This window comes from Mesorhizobium escarrei, from assembly GCF_935825525.1.
Classification (GTDB): Bacteria; Pseudomonadota; Alphaproteobacteria; order Rhizobiales; family Rhizobiaceae; genus Mesorhizobium; species Mesorhizobium escarrei.
Genome location: NZ_CAKXZT010000131.1, coordinates 100214 through 123563, shown reverse-complemented (window position 1 = coordinate 123563; position 23350 = coordinate 100214). Strand labels below are relative to the sequence as shown.

Annotated in this window: 18 protein-coding genes and 2 pseudogenes; 8 read left to right on the top strand and 12 right to left on the bottom strand. The window is 59.0% G+C overall.

Features of this window, described 5'->3' with window-relative positions:
* Positions 1–560 precede the first annotated feature (560 nt).
* Positions 561–881 carry a hypothetical protein gene (locus NMG80_RS18360; protein WP_254019397.1) on the bottom strand — a complete coding sequence of 107 codons (321 nt, stop codon included), beginning with the start codon at positions 879–881 and terminating at the stop codon, positions 561–563.
* A 708-nt stretch (positions 882–1589) separates the two neighbouring features.
* On the opposite strand from NMG80_RS18360, the pseudogene NMG80_RS18355 reads away from it, so the two are divergent.
* A pseudogene (locus NMG80_RS18355) lies at positions 1590–1730 on the top strand (aldehyde dehydrogenase family protein); the annotation flags it as partial.
* A gap of 56 nt (positions 1731–1786) precedes the next feature.
* Here NMG80_RS18355 and NMG80_RS18350 read toward each other — a convergent pair.
* Together NMG80_RS18350 and NMG80_RS18345 are read right to left on the bottom strand one after the other, a co-directional pair.
* Entirely contained in the window at positions 1787–2659 is an 873-nt protein-coding gene (locus NMG80_RS18350) for a protein kinase domain-containing protein (protein WP_254019396.1), read from the bottom strand.
* Between the two features lie 3 nt (positions 2660–2662).
* On the bottom strand, positions 2663–3910 hold the full coding sequence (locus NMG80_RS18345; protein ID WP_301943370.1) for a DUF262 domain-containing protein: 1248 nt from the start codon (positions 3908–3910) through the stop codon (positions 2663–2665).
* Positions 3911–4515: 605 nt separating this feature from the next.
* On the opposite strand from NMG80_RS18345, the gene NMG80_RS18340 reads away from it, so the two are divergent.
* The 5 genes from NMG80_RS18340 to NMG80_RS18320 all read left to right on the top strand — a co-directional run bounded on the left by NMG80_RS18340 (position 4516) and on the right by NMG80_RS18320 (position 11704).
* Positions 4516–5763, top strand: coding sequence for a cysteine desulfurase family protein (locus tag NMG80_RS18340; protein WP_254019394.1), 1248 nt, complete (start codon positions 4516–4518; stop codon positions 5761–5763).
* A gap of 43 nt (positions 5764–5806) precedes the next feature.
* Positions 5807–6706: a DUF4007 family protein gene (locus tag NMG80_RS18335; RefSeq protein ID WP_254019393.1), complete on the top strand. Its 900-nt coding sequence runs from the start codon at positions 5807–5809 to the stop codon at positions 6704–6706.
* On the top strand, positions 6703–10023 hold the full coding sequence (locus NMG80_RS18330; protein ID WP_254019392.1) for a hypothetical protein: 3321 nt from the start codon (positions 6703–6705) through the stop codon (positions 10021–10023). The genes NMG80_RS18335 and NMG80_RS18330 overlap by 4 nt, the downstream gene beginning before the upstream one ends.
* Positions 10020–10865 (top strand): phosphoadenosine phosphosulfate reductase family protein, encoded by an 846-nt coding sequence (locus NMG80_RS18325; protein ID WP_254019391.1) that lies wholly within the window; start codon positions 10020–10022, stop codon positions 10863–10865. The genes NMG80_RS18330 and NMG80_RS18325 overlap by 4 nt, the downstream gene beginning before the upstream one ends.
* Positions 10866–10957: 92 nt before the next feature.
* Positions 10958–11704 (top strand): hypothetical protein, encoded by a 747-nt coding sequence (locus tag NMG80_RS18320; protein WP_254019390.1) that lies wholly within the window; start codon positions 10958–10960, stop codon positions 11702–11704.
* Between the two features lie 9 nt (positions 11705–11713).
* Here the strand turns inward: NMG80_RS18320 and NMG80_RS18315 are convergent, their stop codons facing one another.
* The 4 genes from NMG80_RS18315 to NMG80_RS18300 are packed head-to-tail and all read right to left on the bottom strand — an operon-like array spanning position 11714 to position 16512.
* The gene (locus tag NMG80_RS18315) at positions 11714–13864 is read right to left on the bottom strand and encodes a DEAD/DEAH box helicase family protein (RefSeq protein WP_254019389.1); all 2151 of its coding nucleotides are present in this window, start codon (positions 13862–13864) and stop codon (positions 11714–11716) included.
* Positions 13864–14340, bottom strand: coding sequence for a DNA phosphorothioation-associated protein 4 (locus NMG80_RS18310; RefSeq protein WP_254019388.1), 477 nt, complete (start codon positions 14338–14340; stop codon positions 13864–13866). Before NMG80_RS18310 ends, NMG80_RS18315 begins: the two co-directional genes overlap by 1 nt.
* A 1-nt stretch (position 14341) precedes the next feature.
* Positions 14342–16345: an AAA family ATPase gene (locus NMG80_RS18305; protein WP_254019387.1), complete on the bottom strand. Its 2004-nt coding sequence runs from the start codon at positions 16343–16345 to the stop codon at positions 14342–14344.
* A 2-nt stretch (positions 16346–16347) separates the two neighbouring features.
* Positions 16348–16512 carry a hypothetical protein gene (locus tag NMG80_RS18300; RefSeq protein WP_192355960.1) on the bottom strand — a complete coding sequence of 55 codons (165 nt, stop codon included), beginning with the start codon at positions 16510–16512 and terminating at the stop codon, positions 16348–16350.
* A 311-nt stretch (positions 16513–16823) separates the two neighbouring features.
* On the opposite strand from NMG80_RS18300, the gene NMG80_RS18295 reads away from it, so the two are divergent.
* A complete protein-coding gene (locus NMG80_RS18295; RefSeq protein ID WP_254019386.1) occupies positions 16824–17372 on the top strand; it encodes a hypothetical protein in 549 nt (182 codons plus the stop codon).
* Here NMG80_RS18295 and NMG80_RS18290 read toward each other — a convergent pair.
* Together NMG80_RS18290 and NMG80_RS18285 are read right to left on the bottom strand one after the other, a co-directional pair.
* Positions 17369–17863 carry an SGNH/GDSL hydrolase family protein gene (locus tag NMG80_RS18290; RefSeq protein WP_254019385.1) on the bottom strand — a complete coding sequence of 165 codons (495 nt, stop codon included), beginning with the start codon at positions 17861–17863 and terminating at the stop codon, positions 17369–17371. The two genes, NMG80_RS18295 and NMG80_RS18290, sit on opposite strands and share 4 nt — an antisense overlap.
* 397 nt (positions 17864–18260) lie before the next feature.
* Positions 18261–18559: pseudogene (locus NMG80_RS18285) on the bottom strand (ArsR/SmtB family transcription factor).
* A 584-nt stretch (positions 18560–19143) separates the two neighbouring features.
* Between NMG80_RS18285 and NMG80_RS18280 the strand changes: the two are divergent.
* Positions 19144–19497, top strand: coding sequence for a helix-turn-helix transcriptional regulator (locus tag NMG80_RS18280; RefSeq protein ID WP_254019384.1), 354 nt, complete (start codon positions 19144–19146; stop codon positions 19495–19497).
* Here NMG80_RS18280 and NMG80_RS18275 read toward each other — a convergent pair.
* From NMG80_RS18275 to NMG80_RS18265, 3 genes are all read right to left on the bottom strand, one after another.
* On the bottom strand, positions 19478–20731 hold the full coding sequence (locus NMG80_RS18275) for a tyrosine-type recombinase/integrase (protein ID WP_254019383.1): 1254 nt from the start codon (positions 20729–20731) through the stop codon (positions 19478–19480). The genes NMG80_RS18280 and NMG80_RS18275 overlap by 20 nt on opposite strands.
* Positions 20732–21047: 316 nt before the next feature.
* Entirely contained in the window at positions 21048–22625 is a 1578-nt protein-coding gene (gene guaA / locus NMG80_RS18270; protein WP_254019382.1) for a glutamine-hydrolyzing GMP synthase, read from the bottom strand.
* Between the two features lie 55 nt (positions 22626–22680).
* On the bottom strand, positions 22681–23346 hold the full coding sequence (locus tag NMG80_RS18265; RefSeq protein WP_254019438.1) for a 5'-methylthioadenosine/S-adenosylhomocysteine nucleosidase: 666 nt from the start codon (positions 23344–23346) through the stop codon (positions 22681–22683).
* Between the last annotated feature and the right edge of the window lie 4 nt (positions 23347–23350).

Below are 23350 nucleotides of genomic sequence, written 5' to 3'. Positions count from 1 at the left end.
GCATCCAGCAGAGTGTTGGATCGGTGCTCTGTTGGGAATACCTTTCAGCCAGACCCCGTGCCTCTTCATAGAATCCAGCATATATTAGATTCCGGATTTCAAAGATCGTTTGAGCTAGGGTGACTGCTGATCTGGATGAGCGATCCGAACCATGAATTACCGGACAAATCAATGCCCGAGTCGTGTCTGTAAGCTTTCCTATTGATGGGTCGCAGAATGCAGATGATAGCATTTGCCGGAATGGACCAAACAGGTACATCGCCGGCCCAGGCCCCCTTTCGGAGGTTGATCCGGCCCAAATATTGAACGGCAAGGATGAAAAGCAGGCTTGGTCGCTGTATTGGAAGGTCAGTAATGGTTGCCATGCCTTTTGGGCTGGCGATAACAGTACGGACATTATTCATACTGCCATTAGGGTTCGCGGTCGCACAGAACCGGCATCGCCGATCGGCGGCCGCTTCGGCTGCCCTCTTCGACGCCAGTAAAACGAGGAGCTAGGCATGGAGCCTAGGCCGGCTGATAATTAGTTGCGCCCGGAGTAAGGGTAGCTCGCATCCGCGCTAGGTGGTCTCGCATTCCAGGCTCATATTCTGGAAGTCACCGTCGCTCGAGGTAAAATTCGGTGAGACAGCGTCCAACATGACCAAGGACCGAAACCCGATACGGATCATATTACCTGAATTTTCGCCCAGTATTTTTACAGCAATTCCTTGTGGCTCAGTGAAACGCGCAAGAGCAGGTAGCTCATCAGCTGAAAGGTACAATGCTCCCGCATCCGGTTTGTCAACGCCCCTAACCTCTGCTTTGCCACTATCAATAAGCGACTTAACGTAATCTTGTACTTCGCCAAAAGCCATAGACGTCTTTGGTTTCTCTACCATGACCTGTACCCTTCCCTATTTGTAATTCATTGCGGACATAGCTCGTGAAACAATGATTAATATTTGTACACTGCTTTAGCGGTAAGGACAAGCCATCCTTCGCGCGTACCGTTGCGTTCGGTCAGTCAGCCAAGACGTCGACATAACGAGATCGTGCGTTGGTCCAACCAAGCAGGAGCTGTGAGAAGCCGCTTAGTAAACATGCCGCTCGCAGCGGACAATGTCGGCTTATAGCGCCAGAGCAGGTGCGAGCATGTGATCTGTCATGCTGCAAATTTGTCTAGCGTGACACTGCGTGACCAATCGGAATAATCATGACTAAGCACTACGAAGCGTCCCAATTTACAATCCCAGCTAGACTGGGACGACAGCGAATTGGCCTGATTTCAATGACTACGAACAGCGAGCAGGTTGTGCACAATAATCCTGCTCCATATCCGACGGAGATCTTGGATCACCCGCAATCACGCACTGTTTCGATAGCGAGCGAGATCAACAATTTGCGCCTGGGCCCTATCTGTTCCGTACAGAGAGAAGAGGCAACGGATTCGCTGCGCGATCCGCAACAGTCGAGCAGCTCGGCGGGATGAGCTCAATAAGGTGAGCGGCCCAAGGCTAAATCATCGCGTGAGGGCCGTCGAGGTCCTGCGGCTGCTGCCGCACGTGGGTCCGGCGCAGGATCAAAGGGATCACACCTACGACATTGCCGACGAAGAAGAAGCGCTGATGTTTGCCGACCACGAGACCCATAGACTAGCTGCGGGTGTCTTCACCCGCGATCTTTCCCGCGCCATCCGGGTGACGAAGCGCATCCAGGCCGGGACCGTCTGGGTCAACCGCTACAATCGCCCGGTGGGACCTCGAAACGGGATGCGCGAGACTCGATGACGCGTGTCGAAAAGTCGTTAACTGAGAATGGCCATCTCAATTTGAGCAGCAAACGCTAGCCCGTCGGTGGGACGTATCGATGAGTCATGATGCAGCGCCTTGAAAATCGGCCCGAACAGTGCGTCTGGCCCATGCCAATCTGATCGCGACAACACACCTGTAGGATGACTTCGGTTCACCACGAACCAGAATACAGAGGCGAGTTGGAAAACATCGGATGAGGCATTGATTACGTCCTGACGGCCAATGCTGCGGTTGTTCGCTTCCGGAGACATCCAGAATCGAGGGCCGACAACCTCCCAATTAGGGGTGACCCGTTCTTCGTCTGCACAATCATGGGGATCGCAAAGGCCATAGTCGCTCAGGACCCAGCGATCGCCGACAACCAGGATATTGTCGGGCTTAATGTCCCTATGGACAGCCCGAGTGTGTATCCGACCCAACGCATGCGCGAGGCCCCTAAATTGCGCGACAAATATCTCCGGTGGGATCTCCTCGGCCTTCACTAGAGCAGATAGAGTCTTGGTGCCGAGACCCATGATTAGGAAAGGCACGTCGACGTCTTTCGTCGACCCGGAGCGTCGCTTCTGTCGGCCGGCAACGTTGCCGTGATCCTCATAGACGATCAGATGATCGTGCTTCAGCTCGCTCAGTAAAACCTGCTCGCGTGCGAACCGCAACCGGCGCCGCTGCCGCAGATCTAGTTGAAACTTAATCGCGAAGTCGGAACCATCTGCGATATCAACGCAACGGTGCACGACGCCATTGCCGCCCGCCGCAATCCGCTCGGCTACTTCAAAGTGCCGCCCGGCAAACGAGACGAGTTGGTCATTGACTTCAACGAACTCGCGCGGCTCTACCTCACCATTCCCGGAGAAGAGGACAGCCATGATTTAGGTACTCCCGGACGCCGGGCAACTAGCGGCCCGCCAACAGGAATTTGTGATCTGATAGCTAGCGGCGTCTTTCGGCCACTCCAGCACGCGGTTCGTTGCCTCATGTTCGCTCATGGGTCTGTCACAGCCCGAGCAAACGTCTAGCAGCGACCCCTCGTCGCGCTGCAGCTGCACAAGGATCGTTGTGAACATCTCAACCGTTCGCGAGTCCGGCCGACGCTGACGGTATGTTCCCGCTAGGATGTTGAGAAGGAAATTCTTACGCCAGGAACGACTTGACACCGAATTGGCCTGCGAAACGCACTTGATCGCATACTCGCTGAGAATGTCGACCGGGGACTCGGGCGCGATGTATTGGTCGAGCAGCTTGAGGTCTTGACGCAGCGGCACGAGATCTTTTCCCTCGAGCTTACACCCGGCTCGGCGGAGTTCGATGAACGAAAGAAACAGAGAGTAGAAGTCGGACTTTTGGCGGAAGCGCGTACTCCGGAGCGGGAGCACCTGCTCGTCGAACACGAGCTTGATGTCCTGCAGCGCCGCTTGGAACTCTTGTTTCGCTTTTGTGGCATCGGCAGCTCCCCAATGGGCATATCGAGAATAGAAATAGTCCAGGTCACCTTTCTTGTCCTGCGGGCCCTCGAGCATACCGGCGAGCACCTCAGACATGAACTCGACGTCCCCCATTCGCCGCCGCTGTGCGATGCTGAAAACTTTTGCGTTCTCAAGGTAATCGTCTAGGGAGAGTTCGGTCGACACTTCAAGGAAGATGCCAGGATAATCCGCCTTCCTCAGTTCCTGCTTGTTTAGTGGAAGTGAATATTTGTTCACTCGTGAATAGACCTCACGGACCTCTGCCTCGTCAAAGTCTAGCGCCTCATTGAAGTCGATCCGATATTGAAGAATCCTCTGCCGTTCAGCGATGGGCAGCTCGCTGAACTTCTTTCCGACGTAAGGGCCTGAATATGGAGACTCAAGGGCAAACTTGTCGTCAAGGAACCCAAGGATAGCTGAAATACGTTGTTGTCCATCAATTACGCGCCGGTGGGTGCTTTCATTCACGACCTCGTTCCAAAGAAACATCTTCGGCATTGGCACTTGTCGCAGGATCGTGTCGATGAGCATGATCCGCGCGGCCGGGCTCCAAACCTCTTTCCGCTGGAACGACGGGCGAACCTCAAGTCGACCCGACCTCTGCCAGTCGCGTATATCTGAAACAGGGTGCGGACTTGAGTTCCAGATACCCACAATGTTCCCCCTGTTTTAGTTAATGCTTACAAGATCGGGATTTCTTACACTAGGGTCGCTTCCGGAGACAACAAGCGGCGCACCGCAACGCTTTCAAAGGATTAAGCTAAAGAGCCGCGCAAGCGAATCGGTGTTGGCGGGAGCGCCTGAGGGATCGGTGCTTGACGGTTCAGATTGATCAGATATTCACGGCACGCGCAGGGAACGTTTGGCGTTTCCATATGCCGCCGGCCAGGGTTGCTATATACCGGCTTACCAGCGCCCCGATGACGGGGCGAGGAAAAATGTTGATCGGCTGATCGACCATGTACTCAAAGGACTGAACCATCTTGTCGACCGTAGTACCGCAATCAGCTTTCTCGGCAGCATCATTCCATCCACAAGTTCACAGCGTTGCAGGGTTGTACGCGTTCCACGTTGATTCGCAAATCCCGCCGGGACATCGTGCGGCTTGCGACCATGTAGACGGAGCGGAGTTGTGATACAAAAATCTCAAGTGTTCGCTGTGATCCACGGCTCGGCCGCGCAGTGCCGCCTGACAGGCAAGCGCTGCTGTCGCTTCATTCAGGGTGCATCGACAGCCCGCCGTTCGAGAAGGTTTCGAGATGAATGTTGCTGAATGCGGTCTGCAGGGGATTGACGCAGACTCTGCCCAAGAAGCGGACCGCGGACCGCGCGTCGATTTAGTTCATCCCGTCTATCTCGACGGCCACGCGACAACGCCACTTGCCCCGGAGGCGCGGGCCGCGATGGACCCTTGGTGGCACCAGCGGGCGGGAAATCCAAACTCACCCCACCGGCATGGACGGTTCGCAGACGCCGCGGTCGAGACAGCGCGTCGCCAAGTGGCCGAGTTGATTGGTGCCATGCCCGGGGAAGTCTACTTCACCTCCGGAGCGACCGAGGCAAACAACCTCGCCCTGATCGGATCGGTATTGGCTGCCCGGGCGCAAGGTGATACTCGAACCCAGTTGGTTGTGTCCGCGATCGAGCACAAGAGCGTGCTGAACGCCGCACATGCTCTCGAGCGCCAGGGAATCACGGTTGCTACGGCTCCGGTGACTGCCGATGGCGTGATCAACCTTGAGCGCCTCTCACAAATGATCTCCAAAGCTACGCTCCTCGTGTCGGTGATGGCGGCCAACAATGAGATCGGCGCATTGCAGCCCCTCGCGGCGATCGCTGAGATTGTCCGTGCCAGCGGCTCGCTGCTTCACGTCGATGCGGCACAGATCGTGGGTAAGTTGCCGTTCGATGCGAGCGTCTTCGACTATGTCAGTCTGTCGTCACACAAGATGTATGGCCCGATGGGTATTGGGGCCCTCTATGTGTCGGGCGCTGCGGCGTACCGGCCGCAGCCGATCCTCTACGGAGGGGATCAAGAAGGTGGTCTGAGGCCCGGAACGATGGCCACGCCTTTGGTTGTGGGATTTGGCGCTGCAGCGGCGCTCGCCACGACAGAGCTTCACAACGACACGCGGCGGACTCGAGCGCTCGCAGAGCGCTTCGAGGAGGCGCTCCGTGAGCGTCAGGTGCGGTTCACGCGACATGGCGCGGCAACCGCCCGGCTCCCAGGAAGTGTCAGTGTGGCGTTCGATGGCATCGACGCGAGCGAACTCATAGCGGCTGTATCTGACCAAATATCTATCTCCGAGGGCTCCGCTTGCCAAAGCGGACAGATAACCCCCTCGCATGTACTTCGGGCTATTGGCCTAAGTGACAGTCTTTTGAGAAGTACAGTGAGGATTTACTTCGGACGCTATAATTCCGAGGACGACGCTGTGCTCGCCGCTGAGGCAATCGCGGCCGCGGTTGCAAAGCTGCGTCTGCGGACTGGAGACCGTCTCCAGTAGCGTGTAGTGTTCCCTCATGAGGGACCTCTTGCTTGATTCGTCCGTGGCGCTGCGCTTCTCCGGCCACGAGACCTTCCCGCTTCGGCTGTTGTGGCTGAAGAAAGCCTACGACGCCGTAGCGTCGGGCATGGCCGAGAAGGGAACATTCCAGGAACAGGGTGCGATTTCAAGGTTTGGCGTGGGAAAAAACATGGCGATGTCCATGCGCTACTGGGCAGTTGCCTGCGGTGTTGTGCGCGAGATGGACGGGAAACTGGAGGCGACGGAGCTCGGCCACCTGCTGTTTGATGACCACACCGGATTGGACCCGTATCTGGAGGATCCTTCCACAATTTGGCTCGTGCACAATGCTGTTTGCGCGACTCCCGAGGTGGCGACGTCATTTTTTTATGCTTTCAATGTCTTTGCCCAACCGGCGTTTGAGCGTCAGGACCTCGTGAAGGATCTGTCCGAGATTGCCGCGTCACGGAGCGCACGCGCAACGGCTGAGACGATCAAGCGCGATGTTGAGGTTGTGCTGAGGAGCTATGCGCCCCGTACTGCCGAGATTGGGGAAGACGCGGCGGAGCCGCTGCTCGCCGAGCTCGGTCTGATCCGCGAACTGCGCACGGGGCAGTTCGAGTTCGTCCGCGGACCAAAGCAAAGCCTTTCGCAAGCCGTGTTCGCCTATGCCCTCATCCGATATTGGCGGCGCTGGCATGCAGACGCTCCGACTCTCTCGGTCGAGACGGTTGCCTACGGCGTGGGCGCTCCGGGCCGGATATTCCGCTTGGACGAAGAGAGCGTCGCCTTCCGGCTTGCGACGATCGGCGACGTCACCGGCGGAGCGATAGTCTGGACTGATACGGCCGGGCTCCGGCAGGTGGCGCGGCGCGAACCGCTCGAGGGGATCGATGAACTGAGGCTCCTGGAACGCGCTTACGGGTCGAGGTTGGCGGCATGACGACGCTTGCAGATATTGTCACTGTTGAGCGACGTTTCGCGCGCTCGGCCCGACTGGATGCCGACCTAAGTGGGACGCCTCCCCTTACCGGCTACGTGCTGCAGGGGAGCGTACAGAAGTCACTCCTTTCCATGGTGGCGGGGATTGCTGAAGGCGGGCAGAGCGCTTTCACTTGGACCGGGCCATACGGTGGCGGCAAGTCAAGTGCTGCCCTGCTCTTGGCGAGTCTGGTCGGTGGGACCGACGAGCAGCGCAAAATCGCGTCAAAAATCGCCGGCCGAGACATGGCCTCCAGAGTCCGTGCCGCGTTCCCCGAGCAGGGGAAGGGCTGGCGGGTTGTGGCGCTGACAGGGCGACGGGCCGATTTGCGGTCGGACCTGGCCGAAGCTTGTGCCGGCACTCTCCGCTGGAACAAAAGCGTGCGTGATGCGACCGGCAGCGACCCTAGGGCGCTGATCGATCGTATCGTGCAAGACGCGCTGCAAGGCGGAATTCTCCTTTTGCTCGACGAATTAGGCAAGTTCCTCGAGCACGCTATCGGTGACGGTGGGGACGTTCACTTCTTGCAGGATTTGGCCGAGCGTGCAGCGCGGTCGGGCGGCCAACTGATTATTGTCGGCATCCTTCATCAGTCCTTCGAACAATATGCCTCTAGGCTGAACCGCTCAGCGCGAGATGAATGGGCGAAGGTTCAGGGCCGTTTCCAGAACATCCCCTTTGTGTCGCTGCCGGACGAAGTGGCCGCCCTGCTATCCAATGCGATCAATGCGGCGAAGGTCCCACCGACCGCGTTCGAGCTCGCGCAGAAAGTTTCCGAAATCGTCGGGCAGCGCCGCCAAACCGATGTCCCGGCATTGGCGAAAATTCTCGCCGGCGCTTGGCCGCTTCATCCCGTCACCACCCTGTTGCTGGGACCAGTATCGCGGCAGCGCTTTGCGCAGAACGAGCGCAGCGTTTTCGGATTCATCTCGTCGGCCGAGCCGTTTGGGTTTCAAGCTCATTTGCGGTCGACGCCGTCGAATAGTGCAACCCCTTGGTTCCGTCCTGACTTACTCTGGGACTATCTCATCACCAACATGGGGTCGGCGATCGCGGCCGGAAGTGACGGCGCACAGATGGCGCTGGCAATGGAGGCGATAGAACGGGCGGGCTTGCGCAGTGATCTCGCCGCACGTCTGACCAAAACGATCGCTTTAATCGAGTTCTTCCGCAATGGGTCCGGCGTCGTGTCCTCGCCGGAGACGCTGCGGCTCTGCGTCACGAAAGAAGAAGAGACGGTGCTTGCGGAGACGCTGGACGACCTTGTGTCGAAGGCGATCCTGCTGCGGCAGCCGCGGCTTGGAACGTTTGCCCTGTTCTCGGGAAGCGACTTTGACCTCGACGAATCGCTGCAGCGTGCAGGCGAGCGGCTCAGCCCTGACCAGTTCCGCGACCTGCCGGCTCGCCTCGGGCTTCGTGCGATCCCGGCGAAGCGCCACTACTTTGGGACCGGTGCGTTGCGGACGTTCGACATTGTTCTGCAGCTTGGCGAAGACGTGCCGCAGAATCCCAGACCCTGGGCCGAAGCCATAGCTGACAGCCTGCGCCGCGACACACGTCGCGCATCGGGAATGTTGGTGCTGTTGATCCCGGATGCCCACTCTTTCGAGGCAAAGCCGCAGGTTGCGGCAAAGGCGCTCGGGCATGCCTTGGAAGCGCGCGGCGTCACCGCCGCCGTGGCCGTGACGAAGTCTGCTTTCCTGTTGCGGGAGCATGCCGGTGAATTGTTCGCCATCGACCGGGTCGAGGCAACCCACCCTCAGCTCGAAGGGGACCGTATTGCCCGCCGCGAATTGACGGCTCGCCGCGCGCAGGGGACTGAACTTGTCCGCCGTGAGGTCCAGGACGCTCTAGGCAGCGCCGATTGGTGGTGCTTGGGCGAACCGGTCAAGGCCCTTCACGGCAAGCCCGCGAGCGTTGTCGCGTCGCACCTGGCTGACCTCGCCTTCGAGAATGCGCCAGTCCTCCAATCGGAGCTGCTTTATCGAGACAAACCCTCGACCAGCGCGATGGCGGCACTGCGCATCCTCATGCACGCTATGGTCAAACGGGGCAGCGACCCGGACCTTGGCATTGAGGGATACCCCGCGGAACGCGGGCTCTACCTGACGGTGCTGGAGCCCTTCGGCCTGCATCGGATCGCTAAAGGCGGTGCATGGACGTTTGCGGATCCCGCCGATACCGGGGGTGGCGTCACTCTGCGGCCAGCATGGGAGGTCATCAAAGATCAAAAAGCTTTCAAGGTTTCGGATATCTACGACAAGTGGGCAGAGCGACCCTTCGGCCTAAAGCGGGGCGTAATGCCTGTCCTAATGCTTGCCTATATCCTCGCGCACCGCGCGAATTTGGCGGTTTATCTCAATGGCGACTATCAAGCGCTGATCGACGATCTGTTTGTCGACCGCCTGCTTCAGGACCCTTCTGTTGTCGAGCTGCGGCGCGTAGCCCGAACGAAGGCGCACGGAGAATTTCTGCGGCGGCTTGCGTCGTTACTTTCCACTGAGAAGATCGCAATAGAGCCTGACGCGTTGCCGGTGGCGTCGGCCCTGTTTCAGCGGTTCAAGGCGATGCCCATGTGGTCGCAGCGAACGACTTCGCTCGACGACAAGTCGCGGGTGGTGCGCGACGTCGTGCTGAAAGCCAATGACCCGGAAGCCCTGCTGTTCTCCGAGATTGAAGCGGCGCTACCCTATGAATCCGATCGCGCAGCCTCCGTCTATGAGGCTCTCGTCCACGCGGAGGCATCATACCCGGACATGCTGCAACGCCTGCGCGACGCCGTGGCACGGGACCTGTCAGTAGATCCTGGAACATTCGAAGGGATCATCGAGCGAGCGCACAACGCTGCCGGTGTCAGCGCGGATCTTCGTCTCGACGCGTTCGCCATGCGCGCGGCGGCGTTCGAGTCCGGCGATGGCGATATTGAGGGGCTGGGCAGCTTACTCGTCCACAAGCCAGCGAGAAACTGGTCGGACCGCGACTTCCAACAGGCTCTCTTCGAATCGGCCAAGCTCGCGCGCCGGTTCAAAGAGGCTGAAGTATTCGCCACCGTGAAGGGGCGCACGCCGACGGCGCAGGCGATCTCGGTGATGGTTGGGTTCGCGTCTCAGGAGCGGCCGCTTCACCGAACCTTTGAGGTTACTGCCGTGGAACTGGCGAAGGCGCACCTAATCGCCGATGCATTGGTGCTCAGCATAAAGAACGAAAAGGTCGCGTCAAGCGTGGAGCTTGCTGCCCTGGCGCGGGTGATGGAAAAACTGTCGGAGGACGCTGCATGACCGGCACTCAAGAGCGTCATATTCTAGGTATTTCAGGAGGACGCGATAGCGCGGCGCTCGCTGTGCATATGCGGCAGACGCGGCCGGACGTGCCTCTGGAATACTTCTTCACCGATACGGGGAAGGAGCTGGCGGAGGTCTACTCGTTCCTGGACCGGCTGGAGGGGTTCCTTGGGCGGCCGATCGCCCGCATCAACCCCGATCGGGATTTCGATTTCTGGTTGAGCGAGTACAATCATTTCCTCCCCTCGCCACGGACACGGTGGTGCACCCGCCAACTCAAGCTCCGCCCGCTGGAGCATTGGCTGGAACCGGACCTCGCGGCCGGTGTCAAGGTTCACTCCTATGTGGCGATCCGTGCAGACGAGCCGAGCCGAGACGGTTATCAGTCGACCCATGCAAATATGTCGGTGCACTTCCCCCTCCGCGAGGCAGGCATCGACCGCGCGGGTGTGATTGACCTGCTCGACAGCGCAGGCGTGGGCGAACCCGAATATTATCAGTGGCGTACGCGGTCGGGCTGCACCTTCTGCTTCTTCCAGCAGAAAATCGAGTGGGTGCGGCTGAAGCGAGAACATCCTGAAGCCTACGAAGACGCGAAGAGCTACGAGAAGACGGCCCTTGAACACGGTTCTCCTTTTACGTGGAGCCAAGGCGAAAGCCTTGAGGACATGGAAGAGCCGGAACGGGTGGCTCAAATCGAACGGGATTTCGAGGAGCGGCGGGCGCGTCTGTTGGCGCGGCGGCGGGTTAATCCCCTTGCGGGGGAACGCACTCTCACGAACGACGACTTCTATGGCATCGACGAAGCTTCTGCAGGCTGCGTCGTCTGCCACAAATAGCAAAATTCGTATACACGGACCTGTGCAACGGGGGCAGGCGCAGGACATACGTACTTTCGTACGCGGCTCAAAACATCCACTGGGAGAATTGAATGATACAAGAGGCCGCTACAGCGTCGACAGCCTGGGAACCGGGCGACTACGCTGCCATTCTCTCCGCCATCGCCGCAATTATCGCCATAGGGGTGGGCTTTTTCTCGACCCGCTACACGTTGAAGATGGCAAGGGAGACCGCCGACGCTGGCATTTGGCAGAAGGCCAACGAACTTGAGCAGAAGGATATCCAAACGAGGCTCGATAGCTTCTACGGCCCCTTCCGGCATGCCTCGCATGTGAACATGCTAATGAACCGTGATCTACGCAGCCGTCAGAGTGATGATCGCTTTCTTCTGATTGAGAAGCTCTTCGACCCAGACTGGCGCAAGAACCTACCTGCTGGTGACCAAGCGCTGTTGGGGGAAATTGCCACCAACGCGAAAGAGCTGCGAGAGCTCATCAGCTCTCAGTTGGGCATGGTTGACGAAAAGGTTCTGCCCTATCTCGCGCGCGTCTCGGCTCACTATCGAATGATTGAGCTGGCCTATGAGAACAAACTCGGAAACGATCCCAAACCGTTCGTCCAACTCTATGTGTTCCCGCGACAGATCGATGACGTGCTGCGGCTGGAGGTGGAGCGACTAGAACGGCGGCGGGCATTGCTTGCTGCCAACCCTTCAAAGGCGCCTCCGCCGATGGAGCCTTTGCAGCTTCCTCCGGAGCTCGCGTTAAAGGATTGGCCGAATCCGCGGCGAACCCCACGGCCAGAGCTGAACATGCCAGTAACCCAATCTACCACATAGCAGGGTTAATTATAGAAGATGCTCTAGGCCATAGGTAACAAGAACCGGCCGCAGGGTCTGGTAGGCGTGCGCGCGGTTTCGCGACAAACCTGCGAACTCGGCGACCCGACGGAGCTCCGACGCGATCAGCTTGCGGGCATAGCCTTCAGAATCTCCGGCACCCTCCGGTAGCACCACGACAAAGTCGTGAATGGTGGCGACGTCTTTGCCAGGGGACCGGCGAAGAATGCGGCCTCTACGCTGGATGAACTGACGCGGATCGCGCGAGCTGGCCAGGATGTACGCGGTCCGGCATGCCGGTACGTCGATGCCCTCGTCTAGGCACTTTATGGCGACCATGGCGTCGATGAGCCCGATCCGGAAATTGGCAAGAATGTGATCACGCTCCTTGCGTGGCTCGCGTGAAGTGAATCGAGAGAGGGTCCACCCGAGCTCGTCCAAGTGCTGGCTGACCACCTCGATTTGCCGACCCAAAAATTCTGGGTCGGCATCGTCACCGCCGTCGTCGTCATCAGCATCGACCTGCCCGTCACCGCAATAGAAGAGGGTGTGCGCTTCCGCAGGCTGGTCGCGAAGCACATTGCGCAGAGCAGGAATCTTATTGCGTGCAGAGGCGATGACGCGAGACCTTTTCATCATCAACGCCTTCAGTCCTAGGCTTGGCTCACCGGCTCCCTCTCGCGCCATCGTGCGCCCGATCTCTATCGACAGGGCGACGAACTCGTCGGCCTCCGTCGCGGTCAACTCAACAAGGTGAGGGAAATACTCGTACGGCGAGAGGACGTCGTCGTGGATGGCCTGGGCAAGCGAGTAGGTGAACACAACCTTGCCGTAGTACGCCTCCAGCCGAGCATTTCGATCGCTGTCGAGATAGTGCTGTGGAGTGGCGGAAAGACCGAGCCGATATTTCGCCTGTGACGGCAGGACATCCTTGAAGGCGGCCGAACCGTGATGATGGCACTCGTCGCCGATCCAGAGGAGTTGCCGGCCAGGAATCCTGGCGATGAGTTGCTGAAATTCAGGCGTCTTCACGGTGCGGTTGACGACAACGATCGCGGTGAATGGTGCAACACCAAGTTCGATGTCTAGAATGAGGCTCTGAAGCTCTGCCAGCCACGCTGCCTTGGAGACATAGCAGCGCAACGGGCGGATATTGAACTGAGCGAGATTGTCGCACCATTGGTCGGCCAGGTTTTGATAGGGCACCGCGATAATCACAGTCAGTCCGGTGATAGCCTTGGCCATGTGGGTGATGGCATACGCAGCCGTGATGGTCTTTCCAGCACCGGTGGCAAGATCAAGGATACCCTTGTAGTCGCCCGTCAGTTGCCAAGCCTGCAACGCTTTGCGCTGATGATCCCTGATGTTGAAGGGGACGCCCCCGACCGTGCTGGGTACCCGCGGTCCCTGCCCCAACCCCTCTGAGGACTCTTGGCCGGCGATGCGGCGCGCTATAGCCAATTCGCGGTCGGGATCGGGCGGCGCCTTGAGCCGCTCACCCACTGCCAGGAGCCGTTCACGGATGGCAGTCGGGATATCAAGCACCGCAGTGTTGCGGCTCCTGTTCGCCCATAGGCGTTCGAAACTTTCTCTATGCGGACGATGATAGGTCTCCAGTTCAGGTCGCCAGCTCGGGAAGACATCGATCGATTCATAGTTGTGGGTCGGAAGGAGCGCGTGAAGGCTTTCATTGGCCGATCCCGAAAAAACCACCGAGTCGCCGTTCGCGTCGGAGATGATGCCGATCTTGTCGTGATACATACCCTTCGGCCGCAGCGCGATCTTGACGTCGAGGCGGCCTTTGGCAACGAGCCACGCGAGCGCTTCGAAACGATCGCGAAACAAAGCATCGTCGACCCTACCGACCTCTTTGAGAAACTCTTGCCCGATCCGCTCCGACAGCTCGCGGGCCTCAAGGCCCTTCGAAACAGCCTCGATGTCCTCTGTATCAGCAAACGCACCAAGGATGAGGCGCATGCGCCCCTCATGCCGCACGAAGGTGGATATCGCCTGGGCAGCATAACTCAGCGTAGCGGCCGAAAAGAACCCGACCGCTCGGTCGTACGACCGAGCAACCGTCAGGGCGGGCATGTAGAAATCTTCGAGGATGTTGTCCTCGTCAGATTTGTAGACACCCTTAAGGACGAGTTCCCGAAGCATCAGAACGAGATAGCACCGGTGTCGGGCTCTGCTTGAACCACTTGCAAATAGCCTCGCTCACGCAGCAGCCGCATTAGCGCGCGGTCCGGGTACTCGCCACCGTCGCGCAAAAGGTAGTCCTTCACGACGCCCAAGCCGCCGTTGGCATATTCCTCGAAGATGCGTGCGCACTCTTCCTCGTTGTCTTCGCGCAGGACCTGGGTGTCCTGGGCGTCGGCAAGAGCGATGAGATAGATAAGGCTCTCTGCGTCCGGCCGCGCTTCAAACTGCTGGTAGGATACGTCCTCTACCCCTTGGCTCTTGTCGAGAGGTACCTTCCGGCCTTCGGAATAGCCCAATACCGCCGCGAAGCAGAGCAGCTCGCGGATCGTCGGGAACAGTCGACGGTCGGTGCCCGGCAGCTGTTGGGCAGCGAGACGCTGCACGATGTCCTCGTAGACACGACTGCGATTGATGTTCGGAGAGCGGCCGGTCATGTCATGCCACCTCTTCTATCAGCGTACCGTCGAACTCTGCATCGAACCGGGCAGTCTCAAAGTCACGGCCTCGGAACTGGCGTATTTCCACGGGGCGTTCTCCCCTTGGCGCTCGGTTTTGGCGCACAAGAACGAACTCCTTTCCGACACGGGGGCGCAGCGCTTCGACGACACCGCCGGATCCCTGCGATCCGGAAACCATGAGGATCACCTGTGCAGCCATTTGGGGGACGTGCTGCGCAACCGTTGCGCGGTACGATTCATCGAGCTGGCCGAAGGGAGAGTCGAGGATCAGAGGCGCAACCGTCCCTTTAAGGAGGCGAAATCCCTCGGCATTTTCGCGTTGCTTGGCGAACTCGACCAAGGCCGCCGTGAAAGCGAGACCCAGAAGCTGGTTTTCGCCACCTGACTTTGGGAGCTGCGTGCCGGCGTCGTTGACGAGACTGACGCCATACTCGGGACTCATCCTGAGCCGAAAGTCCTTTCGTCTCGTCTGCGCCAGGATTTTGTTGATGCTGGCACCGAGAACGCGGCGGGCGCTCGTTTCGTCTTCGGTGAGCTCCTTCTCGAGCTGCCCTTTGAGCGTTTCGCAGAGGTGGTATCGCTTGATGAAGATCTGGGCCTCGGCGTCCCCCTGGACCTGCTTCTCGAGCTCACGTTCCTTGGAAAGCTTGTCGGTCTCTGCATCTCGAGCTTCCCGTTCCGCATTCCAGACCTTCTGCTGTTTGTCGCGTTCCTCACTCCGCAGCTGGTTCCGGCGGCGCTCACGCTCGCCGATCTCGCCGAAATTGATGCCGACGAGTTTCTCCGAGATTTCCGTCAACAGGGGTTCGAGCCTAGCGACTTCCGCGCGGGCCTCCGCCTCACGGCGATATGCGGCATCCAGCTCGCCAGGCGCACGTTCACGCTTGTCCTTGAGCTGGCTCATGATCGCGCGGATCGCGTTCAGGCGGCTTCGCAGTGTATGGTTTGCTGCCTTCTTTAGCAGGCCGGCCACCAACAGGTGAGGTTCGGATCCGGGATGCAGGGGCGCCCCGCAGATGCATTTCTCCATTTCGAGAAGGTCTTTGACGAATTCCTCGTTGTATGGAGAAGGTATCCGGCCCTTGGTCTCCTGGCTTTCCAGGTGATCGAAGGTCTGCGCCGTCAGCTTTGTCGACACCAGGAAGCGGGCATTGTCGCCTAGCCATTTCACCGTTTCGTCCCTGGCGGATGTTTCGCGATCACGCGCCCGTTTGAGGGCTTTTTCAGTGTCCTCTCGTCTTGCTTGAAGTTCTTTAGCGGCAGAGGAATTTCTAAGCTGTTCGTCAATGTCAGCGATCTGCTGCTGAATGCTGACGACCTCATCCTTCAGCACCTCGGCCGTGTCGTGACTGCGAGTAATCTTTTCTCCTAGCCGTTCGATCTGCTCGTTGAGCGTTTCGGCACTGGATCCACCACGCTTTGGCATCTGTCGACGGTACTGGCTGCCAACCTCTTCCAAATCCTTGATGGCAGTCTTGACCAGACTGCAGCCGAGAATGTCCTGCACCGCGCTGCGGATCTCGTGGCGCTTCTCCTCACCAAGAAAGACCTCGGCATGTTCCCCGTCGAACAGGAAATGGCTCGCCATGCTTTTGGGGATGACGGTGTTGATGAATGTGTCTGGGTTCGACAGCGGCTCGCTGTGGCCGCGATCCAGCCGCATCAGGGCGAACCGTGCGTTTGGCGGCGCATATCGACGTGCCCGATAGTAATTACCGTTATGCTCGAAGGAAACTTCCACATAGGCAGTCGTGCGGCCGGCCCGTGCAGCATCGTGGTTGAGCAGATCCTCCTTCTGCTCGAACTTCGGAGTGGTCATGCCGTAGAAGCACCACAACATGGCATTGAGGATGGTGGTTTTACCCACCCCGTTCTCGGCGTGAATGAGAGTGACGTTCTTTTCCCGATCGGTGGAAAACTCGATCTCGCGGGTTCCGTAGAAACAGCGGAAATCGTTCAGTTCGATACGTTCGACCCACATTGCTATTGGCCTTTCAACGGTGTGGCTCGGTCGATAATCTCCCGCAGCTTGCGACGCCGCTCAGACTCCTTATTCTTGTTCTCGAAGTAGAACTCCCGCTGTACCGCGATGATCTCTTCGATGACGCGATTGTTCGCCTCTTCCGGCTCTGCTTCCGATTCGCCCATGATTCGCCCCCCACATCCCCTATTCTGGCGCGCGGAAGTGTTGAGGGCAATCAAATCAGGCGGCAATCCTTAACAACGCCACCAAACGAACGCAAACTGGCGAACGATTGGTACAATCGAATACCCTTCGGCTGTCAGGATACCTATGTTGCGGGATTTCGAGCTCTTCCCGGACTGTTCATCACATGGTGCTGCCTGAGCGACCGCAACGGATCCCTCGCGGAGTTTACCTCATGCTTTCGTCGTAGATCAAAATTTCATGCGAAAGCCTCAGCTGTAGATTCGATGATGCCAAAGCAGCACGCTAGTGAATGACGAATTCGACACGGGTATGCGTTGATGCCGCCGTTCCAAAAACCCTCGGTGGCGGAGCAACCGGCCCGATGAGAGTCGCCTGTGTCAGTTTGTCCGACCGGTATGCCATTTTTGTCACGATAGCTGATTTGCCATCGCGATTCAGCTCAGCACTGACCGTGATGGTGATCTTCGCAGGCGAGCGTTCAGCGGGTCGACATGCGGCCAAGTTGCCCCAGCTCGGAGGGGCGGGACACACCCGCTCCTTCAGCTTGTCGGTGATTGCCACGACATCCCCGCCCTGCCGACCGCCAGAACCTGCCCTCGGTCGATTTCAGCCAAAGGTTGCTCCCTCAATCGTCATTTTAACCAGTTCGACGGCTACTCAAAGCCAGAACACATCGTCGAGCGCATTGAAATCTGGAACGCCACAGGAAGATTTTCTGATCTTGGCCCACGCTACTACCAGCCATCGCCGCATTAGCAGTTTGCGCTTTCGGGAAATGGCGACACCCGTGCCTATGACCGACATCGGTGCATTGGCGCAGCCAATTCCGGCGCTCTAGCGACCGATCAGTTCGGCGCGCCCGCTTCGGAATTCGTGCTTGGTAAGAAATGAAACGATAGCTGCAGCGATCTTGCCGCCGCCCTGTTCCGAAGGCTCGATGGCGTTGGAAAAGTCGGCGTCCTCGTCGCAGATAATGCGAAGGTCGATCACTGGAACGCCGCGCCCAGCGGCTGCTCGTGTAATGCAGTCATTGAGGACCGAGAGGGCCGTTACCGCAATGCGCCTCTCCTCAGGGTTTGCATACCGGACGTCGTAGATCGTACAAACGGCGGTGGGCAGCTCGACAGCCAGAACGGCATCCAGCGTCGACCGATACTCCAGGCAAAACTGCTCTCTTACTTCGGCGAGTCTTAGCAAGGCGTCGGCGACGGACCGCGAGTGAGCGTCCAAAACAGAGGAAACGCCGAGCGCGTCGTTACCTCCCATGCTGACCACCAGATGAGTGGCGTCGGCTGGCAGACGGTCCAGCTGCTGGCGCACCCCTGCCATGACGCTGCCATCGGCGGCGAGCAGGTCGGCCGACCCCGGATCGGAAGCTGACGCACCAGATGGGCCAGTACATCCGCACCGCCGGTCACATAGGCACGGTTGTCAAAAACCGAATCGCCAAGAAGCACAATTTTGTTCGTCATAGCCGTGTCCTCGGCGAAACTGGCTTGCATGGGCGCGAATGCCGGTCCCGCCGCAGCGGCCAGCAAGAAGCTCCTCCGCGATATCGGGACCTTCACCAGACTTGCTTCTCCATGGCGCTCTCGCTCGCCAAGTAGTTAGCGGCGAGACGGTGTGCGGCAACACCGTCCGAATAGGGGCGCCTCCAGACGATTGGTCGCTATGTCTCTGGAGGGCTAATTCCTACCTGAAATCCCGCGTTTTTTAATTGGTCTGATCAAATCACGTTCATCACAAATGCGTCCAACCGGTCGAGCCGAGCCTCCCAGATGGCCCGCTGTTCATCGAGCCATGTCCGCGCTGGGTCCAGAGCCTCGGGTACGATGGCGCAGTGCGTATCCGCCCTTCTTTGGACGTGCTTATCGATCCTGCTTCCTCCAGCACGGACAGGTCCCGCATCACGGTGGGCAGTCGTACACCCGTGGGCCCAGCCAGATCCGTCACCCGCGCAGGTATTTCGGCGAGCCGGGTCAGGATCGACCGGCGGGTCGGATCGGCCAGAGCGTGGTAAAGCAGCGATAGATCAGGATCATTTGCTTAGCCATATCCCTAACTATCGCCCGATTAGCCGGCGGCGAAAGCGAAAACTTCGTCAAGCAGCTAAGTTTCAAGCGGGCTGCCTCGCGTATTGCATTGGGGTCACCTTCTGACTCAAGACTCAAGCCGAGACGTAATCAGGTGGGAGTGTCTACGAGCCTTGGCGTCCGCCAGGTGGATGGATTGGGCGCCGAAGTCAGAAGCAGCGAGCTTGGAGCGATACTAGATCATTGTAGCCGTGTGACAAACTGTGTAACAAACAGCGAGAAAAGCCAAATGTAATTCAGTCCTATAGGGGTGAAATCGAAAGAGGCTCTAAGTCGAACACTCCAGCATTTGCCGGAGGAGCAAGAGACTCGAATGTCTGCGCGCCGTACCCTAACCCACTGTTCCCAAAATCAGAATGCTTGAGAAACAGGCCTGAGGTTCCGCTAGGGAATGCTCCCCTTTGATGAGGTCCGCCTGCTGGTCAAAGACGACGATGTGGTCGTAATTGAGAGCTATATCGGAATTGGGGCAGACACGCGATCATTCGCTTCCAAGGAGTCTTCCCGGTCATACACATGGTCAAATGGCAGAAGCCTATTCAACCCGAAAGCTGCCAAAGCATACCAGAAGACGGGTCCCTCCCCGTTTTGCCGCACATTCAGGCGCGACAAGTCGTGCGAACTGTCCGCCGGTCACAATTGCGAGAAATCGTCCCCTTATCGGACACGACCATTTATGAGATGGAACAGCGTGGCGAGTTCCCACGACGCTTCAATCTGACCCCCCGCTGTGTTGTTTGGGATCTGGCGGAGGTCGAAGCCTGGGTCCAGGCAAGGCGAAACGCATCGTCTGCTGGCGCGATCGAAATTGTCCCAGGTCCAGACGTGCGGTCGCGGAAGACGAGACCTGTCAAATCGGATCGAGGATGATCGCCGCCCCGGCAGCCGGCTGGAGTACGGGCGTGTGCTTTTTGCCCGCCGCCCATGCCTCAACCATGTCCGCCCATTCCTGCAGCATATGACGACGCTGCGGCTCATATTCAGCCTTGTTATAAACACCGCGCGAGGTACGGCTGTCTTCGTGGGCAAGGCATTTTTCGATCCAGTCGCGATTGAATCCGATCTCGTTTAGGAGTGTCGAGCCGGTCCGCCGTAGGTCGTGCACTGTAAAGGGCGCAAGCGGCAATTCTTGTTTTTTTGCGCGGTCGACAATGGCTATGGTGACCCGATTGAAGGTGGCGCGCGACATGGGTTCGTCGGCGTCATAGCGAGATGGCAGCACGTATCGCGAGTTCGCTGCGCAAGTCTTGAGCGCAATCAGGATATCGAGGGATTGGCGCGAAAGGTAGACGTTATGCGGCTTTTTCCGTTTCATTCGCTCTTTGGGGATGCTCCAAACAGCGTTCTCAAAATCGACCTCGTCCCACGTAGCGTCCAGCAGCTCACCCTTCCGAACCATCGTGAGCAGGATCAGCTTTAGGCCGAGCCGTATCGTCGGCAACGTTGGCACATTTCCCAACTCGTTCAGCATGATTCGGATTTCTGCGGGGGACAATGCTCGGTCTTTTGCCTCGAACGTGGCAATCGAGGCCGGTCCTACCTCGTCCGCTGGATTGGGAATCTTCTCGCCGTGCAGGATTGCATGACCATAGATCTGCTTAACAATATCCCGGACATGAATGGCTGTTGCCGGCGCGCCGCGGTCGCGCACCTTTGCGCAGAGCGCCCGCAAGTCGTCAGCTGTTATTTCCGTGAGGAGCCTCTTGTCCCAAATCGGCAAGATGTCTCGATCGAAGATGGCTTTGCGCATTGAGCGCGTGCTATCCGCCATCTTGGCCTCCTTAAACCAGCCCCCGCCGGCATCCCCGAAGGTGGCCATTGCAGACAGGCGCCGCTTTTCACGCTGCTTTTCATGCGCCGGCGATTGTCCGGCTGCCACCATTTTTCGAGCGGCAATGCAGCGGTCGCGCGCCTCTGCTAGCGAGATGCCACCCTCACCATAGCGGCCCAGCGTGACTGTCTCTCGCCGACCATTCATTCGGTAGTCGTATCGGAACGAGATCTGCCCTGCGGGGGACACCGTGGCGTACATACCGTCACGATCAGCGACCTTGTATATTTTGTCTTTTGGTTTCAGTTTCTTAAGTGCAATGTCAGTGAGCATGGCGAGGACAATCTAAGCGCGTTTCCACATATCCAGCGCCAGATTTTACCGTCATCGATTATACCGTCAAGGCCCGACCATATCGTAGAAAATTCAACGGCTTACTCAGAGACTAGCTAACGTACTAGGAAGCGCGGTCTTAACGGTACTAGCTTCACGGGAGGATGACGAGGGAAGGAATGCCGTCACGTCTACCGTCAAATGATTCCGCTTGTGGGCGATAGTCAGCGATAGGCAAAGAGAGGAAAACAATTACAGTTCAAAGAGTTATCGGTATGCCGCCGATAGCCACCAAGTGCTCGCGAACGACCGAGCTTTATTCCCACTCGATTGTGCCCGGCGGCTTGCTCGTCACGTCGTAGACGACGCGATTGATGCCGCGCACCTCGTTGATGATGCGGGTGGCGGCGGCGCCGAGGAACGCCATGTCGTAGTGGTAGAAATCCGCTGTCATGCCGTCGACCGAGGTGACGGCGCGCAGCGCGCAGACGAATTCATAGGTGCGGCCGTCGCCCATCACGCCGACGGTCTGCACCGGCAGCAGCACGGCAAAGGCCTGCCAGATGGCGTCGTAGAGGCCGGCCTTGCGGATCTCGTCGAGATAGATGGCATCGGCTTCGCGCAGGATCTCCAGCTTTTCCCGAGTGATGCCACCCGGGCAGCGGATGGCAAGACCGGGGCCGGGAAACGGATGCCGGCCGATGAAGCTGTCGGGCAGGCCGAGCTCCTTGCCGAGCGCCCTCACCTCGTCCTTGAACAGTTCGCGCAGCGGCTCGACCAGTTGCATGTTCATGCGCTCGGGCAGGCCGCCGACATTGTGGTGCGACTTGATCGTCACCGACGGGCCGCCGGTGAAGGAGACGCTTTCGATGACGTCGGGATAGAGCGTGCCTTGCGCCAGGAAATCGGCGCCGCCGAGCTTCTCGGCCTCTTCCTCGAACACCTCGATGAACAGCCGGCCGATGGTCTTGCGCTTGTTTTCCGGGTCCGCCTCGCCCTCGAGCGCGCCGATAAAGCGGTCCGAGGCGTCGACCAGGATGAGCGGCAGATTGTAGTGCTGGCGAAACATCTCCACTACGCCTGATGCCTCGTCCTTGCGCATCAGCCCGTGGTCGACAAGGATGCAGGTGAGCTGGTCGCCGACCGCCTCGTGGATCAGCAGTGCGGCGACCGAGGAATCAACGCCGCCCGAAAGCGCGCAGATGACCTTGCCCTTGCCGACCTGCTTGCGGATCGTCTCGACCGCGTGCTCGCGGTAGGCGCGCATCGTCCAGTCGCCCTCGATGCCGGCGGTCTTGTGGACGAAGTTTTGCAGCAGCCGGGCGCCGTCCGGCGTATGCACCACTTCGGGGTGGAACATGATGCCGTACATCTTGCGCTCGACATTGCCGAAGATGGCGAAGGGCGAGCCTTCCGATTTGCCGAACACCTCGAACCCCTTGGGCAGGGAGATGACGCGGTCGCCGTGGCTCATCCACACCTGATGGCGCTGGCCGGGCGCCCACAGGCCCTCGAACAGCGGGCTGTCCTTCTGGATCTCGACGAAGGCGCGGCCGAATTCGCGATGGTCGGAGCTTTCGGCGATGCCGCCCATCTGCACGCACATCGCCATCTGGCCATAGCAGATGCCGAGCACCGGCACACCGGCATCGAAGACGATCTGCGGCGCGCGCGGGCTGCCGATGTCGCCGGTCGAGGCCGGGCCGCCGGAGAGGATCACCGCTTTCGGATTGATGCGCTTGAACGCCGCTTCGGCCGACTGGAACGGCACGATCTCGGAAAACACGCCGGCCTCGCGGATGCGCCTGGCGATGAGCTGCGTGAACTGGCTGCCGAAATCGACAATCAGGACGGTGTGGGGCAGGACGGTGTCGGGACGATTGGCTATCTTCATGGCGAGCGTTTAGAGAAAGAAACGAGTCGGCGCAATGGGTTGAAAGGTGTCTCCCTCAATCCGATTCCGCGCCTTCATGCGATGGTCCAAACTGCAGCGCGCCGGACCCGATCGCCTGTTCCAGCCGCGTGACCGCATCCGCCAGCTTCTCGTCGATGACATGGAGATACTCCTTCCAGTCGTCGACATGCCTGAGATCGGCAGCCCCGTCGGAAATGCCGCGCAGGCCGACGAGCGGCACGCCGAACAGTTGGCAGGCACGCAGGCAGGCGAAGGTCTCCATGTCGACCATGTCCTCGGCAACCGCATCATAGGCGCTGCCGGAAATGATCGCCGCGCCGGTCGACAGCGTCGCCTCCCTTATGCCGGGAACCCTGAACGGCAGCGGCACGGTTACCGGCAGGTCGAGAAACGGCGTCGCGCCCTTCTCGAAGCCCAGAGGCGAGGCGTCGATGTCGCGGTAGGCGACCGAAACAGCCTGGTAGATTTGCGTCTGTTCCAGTGTCCGGCTGCCCGCCGAGCCGAGCGACACGACGAGATCCGGCAGCGCCTTTTCAGATTTGAGCCATGACAGTTCCGCGCCCAGCTTGACGCCGGCCTCGACCGGCCCGACGCCGGTCATGACAGGCGTAAACAGCCGCTGCAGATGCGGGCCGTATTCGGCCTGCGCGGCCATCACGAAGAGGACGTCCCGACCGGCAATTCTGACGGCCTTGCGCATCGGA

Excerpts from the sequence above, each read along its gene's own strand:
- NMG80_RS18360 (WP_254019397.1), bottom strand. The coding sequence starts at position 881 with ATGGTAGAGAAACCAAAGACGTCTATGGCTTTTGGCGAAGTACAAGAT.
- NMG80_RS18350 (WP_254019396.1), bottom strand. The coding sequence starts at position 2,659 with ATGGCTGTCCTCTTCTCCGGGAATGGTGAGGTAGAGCCGCGCGAGTTC.
- NMG80_RS18340 (WP_254019394.1), top strand. The coding sequence starts at position 4,516 with ATGAATGTTGCTGAATGCGGTCTGCAGGGGATTGACGCAGACTCTGCC.
- NMG80_RS18330 (WP_254019392.1), top strand. The coding sequence starts at position 6,703 with ATGACGACGCTTGCAGATATTGTCACTGTTGAGCGACGTTTCGCGCGC.
- NMG80_RS18325 (WP_254019391.1), top strand. The coding sequence starts at position 10,020 with ATGACCGGCACTCAAGAGCGTCATATTCTAGGTATTTCAGGAGGACGC.
- NMG80_RS18320 (WP_254019390.1), top strand. The coding sequence starts at position 10,958 with ATGATACAAGAGGCCGCTACAGCGTCGACAGCCTGGGAACCGGGCGAC.
- NMG80_RS18315 (WP_254019389.1), bottom strand. The coding sequence starts at position 13,864 with ATGCTTCGGGAACTCGTCCTTAAGGGTGTCTACAAATCTGACGAGGAC.
- NMG80_RS18310 (WP_254019388.1), bottom strand. The coding sequence starts at position 14,340 with ATGACCGGCCGCTCTCCGAACATCAATCGCAGTCGTGTCTACGAGGAC.
- NMG80_RS18305 (WP_254019387.1), bottom strand. The coding sequence starts at position 16,345 with ATGTGGGTCGAACGTATCGAACTGAACGATTTCCGCTGTTTCTACGGA.
- NMG80_RS18300 (WP_192355960.1), bottom strand. The coding sequence starts at position 16,512 with ATGGGCGAATCGGAAGCAGAGCCGGAAGAGGCGAACAATCGCGTCATC.
- NMG80_RS18295 (WP_254019386.1), top strand. The coding sequence starts at position 16,824 with ATGACGAATTCGACACGGGTATGCGTTGATGCCGCCGTTCCAAAAACC.
- NMG80_RS18290 (WP_254019385.1), bottom strand. The coding sequence starts at position 17,863 with ATGGCAGGGGTGCGCCAGCAGCTGGACCGTCTGCCAGCCGACGCCACT.
- NMG80_RS18280 (WP_254019384.1), top strand. The coding sequence starts at position 19,144 with ATGGTCAAATGGCAGAAGCCTATTCAACCCGAAAGCTGCCAAAGCATA.
- NMG80_RS18275 (WP_254019383.1), bottom strand. The coding sequence starts at position 20,731 with ATGCTCACTGACATTGCACTTAAGAAACTGAAACCAAAAGACAAAATA.
- guaA (WP_254019382.1), bottom strand. The coding sequence starts at position 22,625 with ATGAAGATAGCCAATCGTCCCGACACCGTCCTGCCCCACACCGTCCTG.
- NMG80_RS18265 (WP_254019438.1), bottom strand. The coding sequence starts at position 23,346 with ATGCGCAAGGCCGTCAGAATTGCCGGTCGGGACGTCCTCTTCGTGATG.